Here is a 15805-nt window from a genome sequence, read left to right as displayed (position 1 = left end):
CCATCGTGCTCGACGTCAACTTCTTCGACCAGCTTCAGATCGGTCTGGCTACCGCGGAGGACATCCGCAACTGGAGCCACGGCGAGGTCAAGAAGCCGGAGACCATCAACTACCGCACGCTCAAGCCCGAGCGTGACGGCCTCTTCTGCGAGAAGATCTTCGGTCCCACCCGGGACTGGGAGTGCTACTGCGGCAAGTACAAGCGCGTGCGCTTCAAGGGCATCATCTGCGAGCGCTGCGGCGTCGAGGTGACCCGCTCCAAGGTGCGCCGCGAGCGGATGGGCCACATCGAGCTCGCCGCGCCCGTCACCCACATCTGGTACTTCAAGGGCGTGCCCAGTCGTCTGGGCTACCTGCTGGACCTGGCCCCGAAGGACCTCGAGAAGGTCATCTACTTCGCGGCCTACATGATCACCTCGGTCGACGAGGACGCGCGCCACCGCGACCTCACCTCGCTGGAGGGCAAGATCCAGCTCGAGCGCGAGCGGCTGGAGAAGCGCCGCGACTCGATGATCGAGGAGCGCACCAAGAAGCTGGAGGAGGACCTCGCCGCCCTCGAGGAGGAGGGCGCCAAGGCCGACGCCAAGCGCAAGGTGCGCGACGGCGCCGAGCGCGAGATGAACCAGATCCGCAAGCGGTCCGAGAACGAGATCGGCCGCCTCGACGAGGTGTGGAGCACCTTCAAGTCCCTCAAGGTCCAGGACCTCATGGGCGACGAGATGCTCTACCGCGAGATGAAGAACTGGTTCGGCAAGTACTTCGAGGGCCACATGGGCGCCGCGGCGATCCAGAAGCGCCTGCAGGACTTCGACATCCCCGGCGAGGTCGAGAACCTGCGCGAGATCATCGCCACCGGCAAGGGGCAGAAGAAGGTCCGGGCGCTCAAGCGCCTCAAGGTCGTCGACGCGTTCCGCAAGACCGGCAACAAGCCCGAGGGCATGGTGCTCGACGCCGTCCCGGTCATCCCGCCGGACCTGCGCCCGATGGTGCAGCTCGACGGTGGCCGCTTCGCGACCTCCGACCTCAACGACCTGTACCGCCGCGTCATCAACCGCAACAACCGCCTCAAGCGGCTGCTCGACCTCGGCGCCCCCGAGATCATCGTCAACAACGAGAAGCGGATGCTCCAGGAGGCCGTCGACTCGCTGTTCGACAACGGCCGCCGCGGTCGTCCCGTCACCGGCCCGGGCAACCGGCCGCTGAAGTCGCTCTCCGACATGCTCAAGGGCAAGCAGGGTCGCTTCCGCCAGAACCTGCTGGGCAAGCGCGTCGACTACTCCGGCCGCTCGGTGATCGTCTCGGGTCCGCAGCTGAAGCTGCACCAGTGCGGTCTGCCCAAGCAGATGGCGCTGGAGCTGTTCAAGCCCTTCGTCATGAAGCGCCTGGTCGACCTCTCGCACGCGCAGAACATCAAGTCCGCCAAGCGGATGGTCGAGCGCGCGCGCCCGGTCGTGTGGGACGTGCTCGAGGAGGTCATCACCGAGCACCCCGTGCTGCTCAACCGTGCCCCCACGCTGCACCGCCTGGGCATCCAGGCCTTCGAGCCGCAGCTGATCGAGGGCAAGGCCATCCAGATCCACCCGCTCGTCTGCACGGCGTTCAACGCCGACTTCGACGGCGACCAGATGGCGGTGCACCTGCCGCTGTCGGCCGAGGCCCAGGCCGAGGCGCGGATCCTGATGCTCTCGACCAACAACATCCTCAAGCCCTCCGACGGCCGGCCGGTCACCATGCCCACCCAGGACATGATCATCGGCCTGTTCTTCCTCACCACCGACCGCGACGACGGCCGGGGCGAGGGGCGCTCGTTCTCCTCGGCGGCCGAGGCCATCATGGCCTTCGACGCCGGTGAGATCTCGCTGCAGAGCAAGTGCCGCATCCGCTTCAACGACGTGGTGCCCCCGCTCGAGATGGACCTCGGCGCGGACTGGGAGGAGGGCCAGACCCTCACCCTGGAGACCACGCTGGGTCGCGCGATCTTCAACGAGACCCTGCCGGCCGACTACCCCTACGTGAACTACGAGGTGGGCAAGAAGGCGCTGGGCGCGATCGTCAACGACCTGGCCGAGCGCTACACCAAGGTCGAGGTCGCGGCGTCGCTGGACGCGCTCAAGGACACCGGCTTCCACTGGGCGACCCGCTCGGGCGTGACGGTCTCGATCGACGACGTCACCACCCCCGACGACAAGATCCAGCTGCTCGCGAGCTACGAGGACAAGGCGGCGAAGGTCCAGAAGCAGTTCGAGCGCGGTCTGGTGACCGACGACGAGCGTCGTCAGGACCTCATCGAGATCTGGACCGAGGCCTCGGCCAAGGTCGGTGAGGCGATGGAGAAGAACTTCGACCGCGCCAACCCGATCTTCATGATGGTCGAGTCCGGGGCGTCCGGAAACATGAACCAGATCCGTCAGGTGGCCGCCATGCGCGGCCTGGTGGCCAACCCGAAGGGCGAGATCATCCCGCGCCCGATCAAGGCCAACTTCCGCGAGGGCCTCTCGGTGCTGGAGTACTTCATCTCCACCCACGGTGCCCGCAAGGGTCTGGCCGACACCGCGCTGCGCACCGCCGACTCGGGCTACCTGACCCGTCGCCTGGTCGACGTCTCGCAGGACGTGATCATCCGCGAGGACGACTGCGGCACCGAGCGCGGTCTGCCCAAGCGGATCGGTGAGCGCATGGGCGACGGCACGGTGGTCAAGGCGGAGAACGCCGAGACCGCGGCCTACGCCCGCAGCGCCGCCACCACGGTCACCCACCCCGAGACCGGCGACGTGCTCGCCGGGCCGGGCGAGGACCTGGGCGACATCAAGATCGGCGAGCTCGTGGCGGCCGGCATCGAGGAGGTCAAGGTGCGCTCCGTGCTCACCTGCGACGCCAAGACCGGCACCTGCGCCAAGTGCTACGGCCGCTCCCTGGCCACCGGCAAGCTGGTCGACATCGGTGAGGCGGTCGGCATCATCGCCGCGCAGTCCATCGGTGAGCCCGGCACGCAGCTGACCATGCGCACCTTCCACACCGGTGGTGTGGCCTCGGCCGACGACATCACGCAGGGTCTGCCCCGCGTGGTCGAGCTCTTCGAGGCCCGCTCGCCCAAGGGCATGACGCCGATCTCGGAGGCCGCCGGCCGCGTCGAGATCGACGAGTCCGACAAGACCCGCAAGGTCGTCGTCACCCCCGACGACGGCTCGGAGGTCCAGGAGTACCCGGTCTCGAAGCGGGCCCGCCTCAATGTCGAGGACGGCCAGCACATCGAGGTCGGCCACCACCTGACCTCCGGCACGCCGGACCCGCAGGACGTCCTGCGCGTCCTCGGTGTGCGCCGGGCGCAGGAGCACCTGGTGGACGAGGTCCAGAAGGTGTACCGCAGCCAGGGCGTGGCGATCCACGACAAGCACATCGAGATCATCGTGCGGCAGATGCTGCGCCGGGTCACGGTCATCGAGTCGGGGGAGACCAACCTGCTCCCCTCCGACCTCGTCGACCGGGTGCGCTTCGAGGAGGAGAACCGTCGCGTGGTCTCCGAGGGCGGCACGCCGGCCTCGGGTCGTCCGGTGCTGATGGGCATCACCAAGGCCTCGCTCGCCACCGAGTCGTGGCTCTCGGCGGCCTCCTTCCAGGAGACCACCCGGGTGCTCACCGACGCGGCGATCCACGGTCGCTCCGACAGCCTGCGCGGCCTGAAGGAGAACGTGATCATCGGCAAGCTGATCCCGGCCGGCACCGGCCTGGAGCGGTACCGCAACATCCGGGTGGAGCCCACCGAGGAGGCCCGCGCCGCGGCGTACTCCGTCACCGGCTACGACTCCTACGACTACGAGTTCGGCGGCACCGCCGGAGGACAGGCCGTCGCTCTCGACGACTTCGACTTCGGCAGCTACCAGAACTGAGCAGTCCCCGGTCGGCCCCGGCCGACCGACGACGACCCCGTCACCCCGTGAGGGTGGCGGGGTCGTCCGCGTCCGGGGCGTGCTCGCCGGGCAGCGGCGCCGCGGCCGGAAGCCGGACGGCGATCCGCAGCCCGTGTCCGCCGCCGCCCGCCGAGGCCTCGACGGCGCCGCCGTGGGCCTCGGTGACCGCACGGACGACGGCCAGCCCGAGCCCGGTGCCGTCGACGGTGCGGGCGCGCCCGGTGCTGGCGCGGTAGAAGCGCTCGAAGAGCTGCGGCAGCTCCTCGGGTGGCACCCCGATGCCGTCGTCGCTGACCTCCAGGACGACCGCCCGCGCACCGGTCTCCCCGTGCACGGGGCGGCAGCGCACCTGGACCCGGCCGCCGGCACAGCCGTACTTGACCGCGTTGTCGAGCAGGTTGTCGACCACCTGCCGCAGGCGCACGGCGTCGCCGTCGACCTCCGCGGGCGACGTCTCCAGCTGCACCCGCACGTCGGCGCGAGCGGCGGCGGCGGCGTGCTCGGCGGCGACGTCGGCGACCAGGTCGGCGAGGTCGAGCCGGGTGCGGGTGAGTGCCACGCGACCGTTCTCCACCGTGGCGAGGTCGAAGAAGTCGCCCACCAGGGTCTCCAGCTGCTGGGCACGACGACCGATGGCGGCCGCGTGGCCGGCCGCCCGCGGGCGGTCCTCGAGCTCCTCGCCCAGCGTCTCGGCGTAGCCGCGGATCACCGTGAGCGGGGTGCGCAGCTCGTGGCCGGCGATGGCCAGGAACTGGGTCCGCAGCTCGTCGAGGGCGTGGCGCTGGGAGATGTCGGTGGTGATGCCCTCGACCACCAGCCCGTCCAGCTCGGCCCGGGCGCTGGCCCGCGACCACGCCCAGCGCACCACGCCGTCACCCCCCACCAGCCGGAACTCGGCCTCCGCGGTGCCCCGCTCCACCAGCTCGCGGTAGAAGCCGCGCACCACCTCGTGGTCCTCCGCGGGCACCCAGCGGAGCAGGTCGACGACGGCGTCCTGCTCGCCCGCCTGCGGGGCGGCGCCGCCGAACACCTCCACCGCCGGGGCGCTGGCGAACCGCAGCCGCAGCCGCCGGTCGGGCAGCACCTCGGCCGACCAGATGTAGTCGTCCAGGCGGGTCAGCAGCCCGTCGAAGCGGGCGGAGGCCTCGCGCAGCCGTTCGGTGAGGCGCTGCTCGCGCAGCGTGCTGGTGGCCAGCAGCAGCCCGATCACCGTCGTCAGCAGCACGAACAGCTGGACGGCCGAGGTGCGTGCCCAGGGGTCGTCGATGAGGCTGAAGGGGCCACTGCCGCGGGCGGTGGCGATCGCCGCCACGAGCGAGACGACGAAGCTGTGCAGCGCCACCACCACCGGGGTGAAGCGTCGTCCGGCCCACACGGTCGCGGCCACCACGACGAAGCTCAGCGGCGCCTGCTGGGCCAGGCCGAAGACCAGCAGGCAGAGCACGGTCGTGGCGGCGACGAGCGCGGCCAGCTCCGTGCGGGCGCGGCGGCGCGGTCCCGGGGTCAGCAGGGCGACCAGGGCGGTGCCGGCGTGCCTTCGGTCGCGGGCCGCCGCCAGCAGCAGCGCCGCGGCCAGGGTCACCACGACGGCGACGACGTTGCGCACCACCCAGGTGAGCCAGACCCACGGGTCCCAGAGACCCGTCGCGGCCACCGAGGCCAGCACGGCCACCGGCGCGGAGACCGCGGCTGCGGTCGTCGTCACGCGGGCGAGCGCGACGAGCCCCCGGGTCGTGGTGAGGTCGAGCCCGCGCGGGCCGAAGCTCGAGTCGCCACCGGCCCGCCGGGCCAGCCACCAGGCGGTGACCACCAGCACGGCGTGGGAGGCCAGCACCAGCAGCAGCACGACGCCGCTCAGCCCGCCCTGCGAGACGACCCCCAGCACGGTCGTGACCACCAGCAGGCCCAGCGCCAGGGGCAGCCGTGCCGCGTCGGTGAGCAGCAGCCAGGCCACCGCCACACCCGCAGCCGGCCAGAACACCCCGATGCCGGCGACCTCGGGGTGGGTGAGCGTGTTGCCCAGCGCCAGCACCCCCAGGTACAGCCCGGCCGCGCCTGCGTGCCCCAGGAGGTCCGCCGGCGACACCGGCAGGCGCGCACCCCTCGCACCCGCCCGGGGGCGGGGGCCGGTGGGTGCGGGGAGGGTCACGAGGACCTCGCTCGGGTGGGGGAGCGGGCGGTCGGCACGAGGGCGAGCCGGGTGGCAGGAGGATACGCCGGACCGCGGGCTCGCGCAGTTGGTCGCTCTGGGAGAATGGATGTGTGACCACCCCGCCCGCCGAGACCGACATCCTGGTCGTCGGCGCCGGACCCGCCGGGTCGGCCGCGGCCGCCTGGGCCGCACGCTCCGGCGCCGAGGTCCTGCTGGCCGACGCCGCCGTCTTCCCCCGCGACAAGACCTGCGGCGACGGCCTGACCCCGCGCGCCGTCCACGAGCTGCAGGCCCTCGGGCTCGGCGACTGGCTGGCCGCGCGCACCGTCAACCGCGGCCTGCGCGCCCACGGCTTCGGGCAGGTGCTGCACCTGCCCTGGCCGGGCGGTCGGCTGCCGGACTGGGGGAGCGCGGTCCCGCGCACCGAGCTCGACGACCACCTGCGCACGACCGCCGTCAAGGCCGGGGCACGGGCCGTCGACGGCGCCCGCGCCGTGGACGCCCGCGTGGAGGGCGGCCGCGTGGTCGCCGTCCGGTTCCGCACCGAGGGTGGCGGCACCAGCGAGGTGCGGTGCCAGCGCCTGGTGGTGGCCGACGGCGTGCGCTCTCCGCTGGGCAAGGTGCTGGGTCGCAGCTGGCACCGCGAGACCGTCTACGGCGTGGCCGGACGCAGCTACGTGACCTCCACCCGCGCCGACGACCCCTGGATCAGCTCGCACCTGGAGCTGCGCGGCGAGGACGACGAGATCCTCTCCGGCTACGGCTGGATCTTCCCGCTGGGCACCTCCGGCGGTGCCAGCGAGGTCAACCTGGGCGTGGGCACGCTGGCCACCGCGGCCCGCCCCGCGCAGGTGGCGCTGCGGCCGTTGATGCAGCACTACGCCGAGCAGCGCCGCGAGGAGTTCGGGCTCTCCGGCGACCTGCGCGCCCCCACCTCGGCGCTGCTGCCCATGGGGGGAGCGGTCTCCGGCGTCGCCGGTCCCAACTGGGCGCTCATCGGTGACGCCGCGGGGTGCGTCAACCCGCTCAACGGCGAGGGCATCGACTACGGCCTCGAGACCGGACGGTTGATCGCCGGCCTGATGACCGACCGACCGGCGCGGGCCGACCTGCACCACGTGTGGCCCGCCGTGCTGCGCCGCGAGTACGGCGAGGCCTTCTCGATCGCGCGCCGCCTGGCCGGGCTGGTGACCGTGCCTGGGTTGCTGCCTGCGCTCGGACCCGTCGGGATGCGCTCGAACCTGCTGATGACCCTCGCCCTGCGCTGGATGGGCAACCTGGTCACCGACGCCGACCGCGACGCCGCCGCCCGGGTGTGGCGCTGGGCGGGTCGGCGCTCGCTGACCCTGGACCACCGACCCCCCTTCGACTGAGGCGCCGGAGCCGTCTGGTGGAGGGCTGGTACCGCGCCGCCGTCGCCGCGGGACACGTGGCGCTCCGCGGACTGGGGGTCACGGTGCGTGCCGAGGGTGCGCACCACCTGCCGCGCACCGGTCCGGTGGTGCTGGCCAGCAACCACGTCTCCTTCCCGGACTTCGTGTTCGTGCAGAAGGCGCTGCTGCCCGCCGGGCGGCGCACCCGCTTCCTCATCCGCGGTGACATGTGGGACGCCCCCGCGGTGGGCCGCGCACTCGACGGCATGCGGCACGTGCCGGTGGACCGGACGGCTCCCGCGGGCGCCTACCTGCGCGCCCGCGCGCTGCTGCGCCAGGGCGAGGTGGTGTGCGCGTTCCCCGAGGCCGGCATCTCGGCCGCCTACGTGGTGCGCGCGCTGATGCCGGGTGCGGTGGCGCTCGCGCGCGAGACCGGCGCGCCGCTGGTGCCGGTGACGCTGTGGGGCTCCCAGCGGCTCTGGCCCCAGAAGCGCGCGGCCGACGAACCCCTCCCGCGCCCTGACCTGACCCGCGGCCGACTCGTCGACGTCCGCGTGCACCCGCCGCTGCACGTGGCGCCGGACGCACCGCTCACCGAGGCCGTGCGTGGCCTCGGGCAGGTGCTGCACGAGGGCGTCGAGACCCTGCAGCGCCTGCCCGAGCACCGACCGCGCCCGGGCGAGTACGCGCCCTGGTACCCCCGGCACCTCGGCGGCGACGCGCTGGACCGCACGGCCTCGTTCGTGCTGGACGCGATGCCCCGCTCCGCCGTCCTGCCCACCTGGGGGCCGACGTGAGGCCGACGAGACACCGCCGGCTCGCCGCCTACGCCCTGGTGGTGCGCGAGCGCGAGGTGCTGCTCACCCGGCTGGCGCCGCACCTGGGTCGCGGCGAGCTGTGGACACTGCCCGGCGGCGAGGTGGAGCACGGGGAGCACCCGCGCGACGCCGTCCGGCGCGAGGTGGCCGAGGAGACCGGGCTCGAGGTGAGCGTCGAGGAGCGGCCCGCCGTCGACTCCCTGCACCGCCCGCGGGAGCGCCGCGACGGCGAGACCCTCGACCTGCACGCGGTGCGCCTGGTCTACCGGGGCTGGGTGGCGCACGGCGCGTCGGCACCACGCGTCGTCGAGGTCGGGGGCTCCACGGCCGAGGCGGCCTGGCACCCGGTCTCCGCGGTGCTCGACCGCAGCCTGCCCGTGCTGCCGTTCGTGCGCGAGGCGGTGGCCGCGGCCGCGCCCGTGCGGCACCAGCGGATCGCCGCCTACGGGCTGGTCGTGGCCCGCGAGCGGGTGCTGCTCACGCGGGTCTCGGGCAGCGGCTTCCACACCGGCCGCTGGTCGCTGCCCGGTGGCGGCGTCGAGCACGGGGAGCACCCCCGCGACGCCGTCGTGCGCGAGGTGGCCGAGGAGACCGGGCTGGCCGCACAGGTCGGGCGGCTGGTCGTCGTCGACGACGTGCACGTGCAGGGCACCGCCCCCTCGGGCCGCGAGGAGGACTTCCACTCCGTCGGCATCGTCTACGACGCGACCGTGCCCGACGACGCCGAGCCGCACGTCGTCGAGGGCGAGGGCACCACCGACGCCGTCGCCTGGGTGCCGCTGGTCGACGTCGCCTCCGGCGCCGTGCCCGTCGTCGAGCTGGTCACCGCCGCCCTCGAGGCCCGCTGACCCGTCCCTCGGTGGGCCGGGTGGGGTGTCGACCCGTCCCTTCTCGGGCCGGGTCGGCGGCTTGTCGACGCGCGTTCACGACGGGTCGGTGCGCTGTTGACGCGCGTTCACGACGGGTCGGCGTCAGGGGGCGGGGGGAGGCAGGGGCTCCAGGCCCGGGGCGGGGGCGGGGGAGAGCTCGACCGGGCCGGAGGGGTCGGTGGTCGACGGCGTCAGCAGGTCGGGGGCGCTGCGCCCGCGCAGCCAGGCGGCCTGGGAGGTGGCCGCGGCGCGCGGCGCGGGCGTCAACCCGCGCTCGCGCGCGAGCGCTGGCGCACGGGGGAGCAGCCAGGCCAGCAGCGCCGCCACCTCGGGACGCGCCCAGGCGCGGGTGGTGAGGGTCAGCCGGACGGGTGCGGCGAGCGGGTAGCGGCCCTCGGCCAGGGTGCGCTCCTGGGGCGCGACGCAGCCGGTGCCGGTCTGGTCCCGGACGTCGATCGCGGCCACGCGCTCGCGCTGCGCGAGGTAGTCGCGCCACGGCAGCACCACCAGCCGGTCGGCGCGTGTGCGCTGGGCGAGCGCCGCCTGCCAGGCGGCGCGGTGGGCGGCCACGGCGCGGTCACGGGCGTCGCGCGCGAGCGCCCAGCGCTCCCACGCGGCGTCGACGGCCTCACGCGCCGCAGGGCCCGGCGTGGAGCCGGCCGCCCGCTGGCGACGCTCCGCCTCGAGCCGACGCTCGGTGACCAGGGTCTCGGCGGCGCGGCGCTCGTCGCCACGTGGGCGCAGCGATGCGGCGGCCGTCCTCTCGGCGGGCGAGCCCAGGAGCCAGCCCAGGCGCAGCGCCACGCTGCCCGCACCCGGTCCGGCAGCCTCGAGGGCGACGTCGTCGAGCCCGAGGTCGGCCCACGAGCCGGCGGTCGTGGGCGGCCCCTGGAGGTCATCGACCAGCGCGGCCGGTGCGCAGGCCGCCTCCCGGCCGCTGCCGCGACCGACGGCCAGCACCGTGGGCTCCTGGGCGACGACGAGCTCGACGACGCCCAGCCCCTGCTCCTGGCAGGTGCGCCACTGCGCGAGTGAGATCCGCCCGAGCGACTCCACCAGGTCGACCGCGCCCGCGCAGAGCTGCTCGAAGGCCGTCCTGTCGGCGGTGGTGCGCAGCCGGACGTCGGTGTCGGCAGGCTGCTGCTCGGTGGCGGCGCGCGCCAGTGCACCGGGTCGTGCGGCGACCGTGACGACGCCCGGTGCGGGCTCGGGCAACGCCTCCGCGGCCGCACCGGGGACGGCGGGGGCGGCCCACCCGGAGTCGCTCAGCACCGCCTGACCTGCCGGGGCCGGCGCGCTGCCGCCACCTGCGGCCGAGCAGCCCGCACTCGCCAGGACGACCGCGGTACCCAGCCAGGCAGCGGCTCTCTCGCGGCGCGTCACGGGTCGACGTCGGGGTCGAACGGGGCCTGGTCGGTGAGGTCGAGCCCCAGCGGGTCGCCGAAGAGCTCGGCGAAGTGCGCGAAGTTCTCGGTGACCTCCTCGAGGGCCTCGGCCGAGGCGTCCGGTGTCGGCGCGGCCTCGGGGGGTGCCTGCTCGGGGGGCAGGAACGTCGAGCGGCGCGTGGCGTCGCCGGGGTCGCTGCTGCGCAGCCGGGCGGCCGCGAGGATCGCGTGCGCCTCGCGCCGGGCGTGCAGCCGGATCAGCTCGGCGTCGAGCTCGGCCTGGGCGGTGAGCAGCTCGCAGCGGCGCGCGGCCTCGGCCTCGAGGGCCTCCAGGTGACGGCGGTTCGCCTCGCCTGCCTCGCGCATGCGGGCGATCACCGACGCGGCGACCTCGGCCACCGATCGGCTCAGCTGGCGCAGCTCCTCCTCCGGGGCGCCCAGGCCCCCCACCGGTGACGGGGACGGGGGGCGGGGCCGCGGGGCCCGCGTGGGGTCGAGGGGTGGCGACGCCGCCACCGGCGGGGCCCCGGACGGTGCCGGGGGCAGGGGCTGCGCGCTGTCGGCCCCCTGGTCGCTGACGGCGTGCAGCCGCCGCGTCGAGGTGGCCGGTGGGACCGCCCGCTTCGAGCCTGTGGGTGCCGTGGGTGCCGTGGGTGCTGTGGGTGCTGTGGGTGCCGCGGATGCCTCGGGTCGCGCCGGCGTCGGTCCGGTAGCGGGGCGAGGAGACGCGGACCGGCCGCCGAGGCCGAGGTCGACGCGGCCCAGCCGGGTCTCACCGGCCTCCAGCACCTCCTGCAGGGAGGGCGGCGGGGCGATCGGCGTCGCGCCGGAGGACTGGTCGGACGGCGGGTCGGACCGCGCGTCGGACGGCGGGTCGGGGTGTCGGCTGTCGGTCACGGGGCCCACCCCCCGTCGGCGGCACCGGCGACAGGCTCGACCAGCACGTAGCGCTCACTGCGGTGCACCACGCGCAGGGAGGGGTCGAGCCCGGCGGCGGCGAGGGGGTGCAGCGCGGCGAGCCGGTCGCTGGCCGGGTCGGCGGTGAGCAGCAGGTACCGGACGCCGGCGGCGGCGGGGTCGAGGGCGGCGGCTCGCCAGCCAGCCGTGCCGGGATGGTCGCGGAACCAGTCCGGGCGTGCGGTGCCCACGAGCACCGGGTACCCGACCTCGGGGTCGACGAGCACACCGCGACGACCGGGGTCGAGGTCGCGCAGGAAGCGCGAGGTCCGGGCCTCCGGGCCGTAGCCGATGCGGTTGCCGGACGGCGTGAGCGCCCCCTCCTGGGAGCGCCCGGTCTCGACGGCGCGCACGAAGGCAGCCTCCAGCACCTGGTGCTCCGAGGTGCGCATCAGGTGCCACGTGGTGGGCCAGGTGACCAGCAGCACCGCGACGGCACCCGTGGCTGCGACCCGCCGGAGGCGGCGCCCCTTGGGAGCGTGCCCGCCGCGGCCGGTCGCGTCGCGGCCGAGCAGCAGCCCGGCGCCGGCGGTCGCGACCAGGAGGGGGAGGACCGCCTCGCGGACCTGCACCTGGGCGCCGCCGGAGACGACCGCGGTCAGGGCGGGCAGGCAGCAGGTGGTGACGAGCAGGGCGGCCAGGACGGCGGCGTCGGGGGCGTGGTGGCGCACGCTGCGGACCACGAGGCCGACCAGGACCAGGATCACCAGGGGTGCGGCCAGGGCGAGGGCCTCGACCGTCTGGCCCCAAGCCTCCGCGGCACCGAGGTCACCCTCGCCGGCCGGTCCTCGCAGCGCACCGGGCGCCGCGAGCCAGGCCACGGGTCGCCCGGCGAGCAGGGTCCCCACGGCTGCCCAGAGGGCGAGGAGTGCGACGGTCGGGCTGAGCAGCGCCGCCAGGGTGCCCTCGGCCCCGGCGACGACGCGCGGGTGCCGCGAGCGCCGCTGGGCAAGGAAGATGCCGGCGCCCAGCACCAGCGGGACGATGACCAGGCGCGGGTCGGCGAGGGAGGCGAGGGCGAGCGCGCCACCGGCGAGCAGCAGGGCCCGCAGGTCGCCGCGACGACGGTAGGAGTCGAGGCAGGCCATGGCGGCCAGCACCAGTGCCGGGGCCAGCAGCAGGGCGTCGCCGCTGGTCGCGTAGAGCAGCACCAGCGGGTTGAGCGCGATGCCGAGCAGCAGCAGCGCGTGCGTGAGACGGCCCGGGGAGGCGTGGCCCAGCGCGCGGTGCAGGGCGAGGACCACGCCGGTGGCGGCGAGCGCGGAGCCGACGGGCACCGCGGCCAGCGAGGTCACGGCACCGGGCACCACGGTGAGCGGCATGGTCAGCACGGTGGCCAGCGGGGTGGGGTCGGCGGCCAGCACCTGCTCGGCGCGCAACGGCTCGCCGACCACGTGCAAGGCGTCGGCGAAGCGGCGCAGGCTGGTGAAGCCGACCACGTGGACCTCGCGCACCACCCACTGGCCCAGACCGAGGTAGAGGCCCAGCAGGGCCACGGTGAGCAGTGCCTCGACCCGGCCCCACCCGCGCCCGGGCGTGGCGGCCCGGCGCACGGGGGGGCGCACCGGGTCGGTGCCCAGGACCTGCGTGGCGCTCACGGACACACCTCGCGGGGCCGCCCGACACCGGAGGCGCCGGGACGGGGCAGCAGGGGGGCCACGGAGAGGAGGAGCCACGAGGCAGGGGTCAGCAGCGCCGAGCGGACCAGGTCGTGACGGCGCAGGCGCAACGTGCCGGCCAGCACCAGGTAGGCGGAGCCGAGCGCGGCGCCCAGGACCGCGACCAGGCAGGCGAGCCCCAGCAGCTGGACCGCCGGCGGCCCGGGCTCCAGGTCGCCCACCCGCAGCGCGACCCACGCGACGGCACCCAGCACCAGCACCGGGCTGACCAGCCGGCCCAGCCCGCCCACCGTGGTCAGCACCAGGTCGGCGGCGGCCCGCACGCCGAGGTCGCGCACGAGCCGGCGGGGAGCGCGCACGTGGGCCAGCGCGGTGGTGAGCAGACCGCGGTCGCGGGCGGCGGACCCCCGCAGCCACGAGCGCAGGTCGGTGGGTGCCGGCGACCAGGTGGCGGCGGCGACGACGCCCACGCGGTGCCCGGTGCGCCGCAGCCGCACGCCGAACTCGGCGCCCGGCGTCTGGCTGTGCGGGTCCCAGCCGCCGAGCTGCCGGAGCACCGCGCTCCGCACGTGGTGCGAGCTCTCGCCCAGCAGGACCGCGCTGCCGGCGTCGACCGCCGCAGGCACCCACAGGCCCGAGCGGACGGCCAGGGCACCGGCGGCCCACCCGGCCACCAGGGCCGGGCTGCCCTCGACGACGTCGTGCTGGAGGCGGGCCTGCACGCAGGCCAGCCCGGGGTCGGCGGCGAACCGGGCGGCGACGGCGCGCAGCTGCCTGGGGTCGAGACGGTCGGCCTCGTCGAGGACGGTGACGAGCTCGCCGCGGGTCAGGGCCAGCGCCAGGTTGCGGGCCTTCGCCGGGGTGGCGGGGTGGCTGTCGGGCACCACGACGACGCGCACGTGCGCCGGCAACAGGGTCTGGGCCACGGCCTCGCGCACGGTGGCGTCGGACTCCTCGCACAGCAGCAGCACCTCGAGCCGGCTGCGGGGGTAGTCCACCGCCTCGAGGCCGGCCAGCAGACCGGGCAGCGCGACGGCCCGGCGGAGGGTGACCAGCACGGAGTAACGGGGCAGCCGCCCGGGCGGCACGGCCGGGTCGTCGTCGACCTCGAGCGGGGCCGCGGCGTCGGCACAGTCACTCCCGGGCCGCTCCGGGGTGTTGGCGGGCCGCAGGGCACGGCCGGTGAGCACGGCGCGGTGCACGCCGACCAGGCAGGCGCCGAGCAGCAGCGCGACGGCGAGCAGGGTGAGCGCCGGGCCCGGCCGGCGCACCAGCGCGCCGGCAGCCGCCAGCGCGAGCAGCGCCAGCAGTGCCCGGTGCGACCACGAGGTGGTCGCGTGCCCGGGCAGCCGACCGGGATGGCCGGTCGCAGCGGCCGGCCGGTCGGTGACGGCGGAGCGCGCGACGTCGGTGAGCTCGAGCTGGTGCACGCCGAGGATGAGCCGCTCGACCTCCGGGGCTGCGGCCAGCACCAGCGCGACCGGGCGGCCGAGCACCGTGCGCAGCTCCTCGAGCGTCGCGGGGTCCAGGGGGCGTGCCGCGGCGAGCACCAGCTGCGTGCCGCGCTCTGCGACGGGCACGACCCGGGCTCGCAGGGCCAGCTCGAGCGGCAGCAGACCCCCGAGCTCGGGGGTGGGTGCGGTGTGCGCCAGGGAGACCCGCTGGAGGTCGTGCAGCTCGGAGAGCACCGCCACCAGGGCGTCCTCCTCGATGGCGCCGCGCGCCACCAGCACCTCCCCGAGCGCCACCCCGGCGTCGTGGGGGTGGTCGGCGGTGTCGGCGGTGTCGGCGGTGTCGGCGTCGCGCAGGTAGGTCAGGTGCTCCACGTAGCCCGCCTGCAGCGCTGAGTTCGCGACGAGCCCGTTGCGCAGCAGCACCTGCCCCAACCGCTCACGCTGGTGCTGCTGCTGCGGGGTCTCGGCGGCGGCGGGGAGCGGGGGGTAGGCGGCGTCGAGCGCGTCCTGCACCGCGGCACGGGTGTGGGCGACCAGCTCGACGGGTCGGCCGAGCCGGTCGGCGAGCACGTGGGCCGCCACGAGGTCCTCGGCGTCGACGGCGGCCACGAGCAGCCGGCCGTCCTGCTCGGCGTAGGGCACCAGCGAGAACGAGCGGCACAGCCCCTCGGGAGCCAGGTGCCGCAGCGCAGGGTCGACCGCACAGCGCGTCAGGGGCGCCGCGGTGGGCGAGGAGGGTGGCGTGGGTGGGGTGCGCATCAACCGCCCACCCCGGACCCGAGGGCCCGGAGCGGCGGGAGGTGGCGTGATGACGCCGTCCGACCGCCGCGGGGCCCGGAGCAGGCGCCGGCACGGGTCGGAGTCATCGCAGACGTCGGTGGGGAAGCGAGCGCGCGAGAGCGCGCGCCGAAGGCAGGCGAACCACGGCCCGGTCGCCCGCGGGCGCACTGGACCTCCATGCGTGCCGCCAGACGCAGCACTCGGAGCACCGACATTTGAACATCCCCCCTGATGTCTCCGATGTCCCTGACGCGTGGTCACAGACACCTGAGCTGTCGCGAGCCACTATAAACATGGTCCGGCCTGGTCACGAACCTCGGCAGGCATGGCCCGAACGGGCCAGGGGGGCCCCGGCCGCCGTCAGGGCGCGGAGGATGCGCCCGGTGGTCCGCTGACCTGCGCAGACACACCCTGGGGGGCATCTGCGTGCGCCGTCGGGGCGCCAGAAATCTTTGCCGCGCCCTGCTCTCGCGCCCTGGCCCTGCCTAGA

General features: G+C 75.1%; 9 protein-coding genes. 4 read left to right on the top strand and 5 right to left on the bottom strand.

The features are described 5' to 3' along the window. The first annotated feature begins 5 nt into the window (after window positions 1-5). Entirely contained in the window at window positions 6-3887 is a 3882-nt protein-coding gene (locus ABD948_RS10510) for a DNA-directed RNA polymerase subunit beta' (protein ID WP_345265488.1), read from the top strand. 40 nt (window positions 3888-3927) lie between these two features. On the opposite strand, the gene ABD948_RS10505 is transcribed toward ABD948_RS10510, so the two are convergent. Further along, window positions 3928-6057 (bottom strand): ATP-binding protein, encoded by a 2130-nt coding sequence (locus tag ABD948_RS10505; RefSeq protein ID WP_345265486.1) that lies wholly within the window; start codon window positions 6055-6057, stop codon window positions 3928-3930. Between the two features lie 113 nt (window positions 6058-6170). Here ABD948_RS10505 and ABD948_RS10500 point away from each other — a divergent pair, with 113 nt between their 5' ends. The 3 genes from ABD948_RS10500 to ABD948_RS10490 are packed head-to-tail and all read left to right on the top strand — an operon-like array spanning window position 6171 to window position 9099. Beyond that, window positions 6171-7433: a geranylgeranyl reductase family protein gene (locus ABD948_RS10500; protein ID WP_345265484.1), complete on the top strand. Its 1263-nt coding sequence runs from the start codon at window positions 6171-6173 to the stop codon at window positions 7431-7433. Between the two features lie 17 nt (window positions 7434-7450). After that, window positions 7451-8230: a lysophospholipid acyltransferase family protein gene (locus ABD948_RS10495; protein WP_345265482.1), complete on the top strand. Its 780-nt coding sequence runs from the start codon at window positions 7451-7453 to the stop codon at window positions 8228-8230. After that, the gene (locus ABD948_RS10490; protein ID WP_345265480.1) at window positions 8227-9099 is read left to right on the top strand and encodes an NUDIX hydrolase; all 873 of its coding nucleotides are present in this window, start codon (window positions 8227-8229) and stop codon (window positions 9097-9099) included. Before ABD948_RS10495 ends, ABD948_RS10490 begins: the two co-directional genes overlap by 4 nt. 123 nt (window positions 9100-9222) lie before the next feature. On the opposite strand, the gene ABD948_RS10485 is transcribed toward ABD948_RS10490, so the two are convergent. The 4 genes from ABD948_RS10485 to ABD948_RS10470 all read right to left on the bottom strand — a co-directional run bounded on the left by ABD948_RS10485 (window position 9223) and on the right by ABD948_RS10470 (window position 15294). After that, entirely contained in the window at window positions 9223-10392 is a 1170-nt protein-coding gene (locus ABD948_RS10485) for a hypothetical protein (protein ID WP_345265478.1), read from the bottom strand. 107 nt (window positions 10393-10499) lie between these two features. Then, the gene (locus ABD948_RS10480; protein ID WP_345265476.1) at window positions 10500-10955 is read right to left on the bottom strand and encodes a hypothetical protein; all 456 of its coding nucleotides are present in this window, start codon (window positions 10953-10955) and stop codon (window positions 10500-10502) included. A gap of 443 nt (window positions 10956-11398) precedes the next feature. Next, on the bottom strand, window positions 11399-13060 hold the full coding sequence (locus tag ABD948_RS10475) for a hypothetical protein (protein ID WP_345265474.1): 1662 nt from the start codon (window positions 13058-13060) through the stop codon (window positions 11399-11401). After that, entirely contained in the window at window positions 13057-15294 is a 2238-nt protein-coding gene (locus tag ABD948_RS10470) for a GspE/PulE/PilB domain-containing protein (RefSeq protein ID WP_345265472.1), read from the bottom strand. Before ABD948_RS10470 ends, ABD948_RS10475 begins: the two co-directional genes overlap by 4 nt. Window positions 15295-15805 lie beyond the last annotated feature (511 nt).

The sequence above is a fragment of the Nocardioides nanhaiensis genome (assembly GCF_039542785.1).
Lineage (GTDB): Bacteria > Actinomycetota > Actinomycetes > Propionibacteriales > Nocardioidaceae > Nocardioides > Nocardioides nanhaiensis.
This window is presented reverse-complemented; position numbering and strand designations above follow the sequence as displayed.

What these genes read in the sequence shown, in the direction of transcription:
- ABD948_RS10470 (WP_345265472.1), bottom strand. Translation starts at nt 15,294, where the DNA reads ATGCGCACCCCACCCACGCCACCCTCCTCGCCCACCGCGGCGCCCCTG.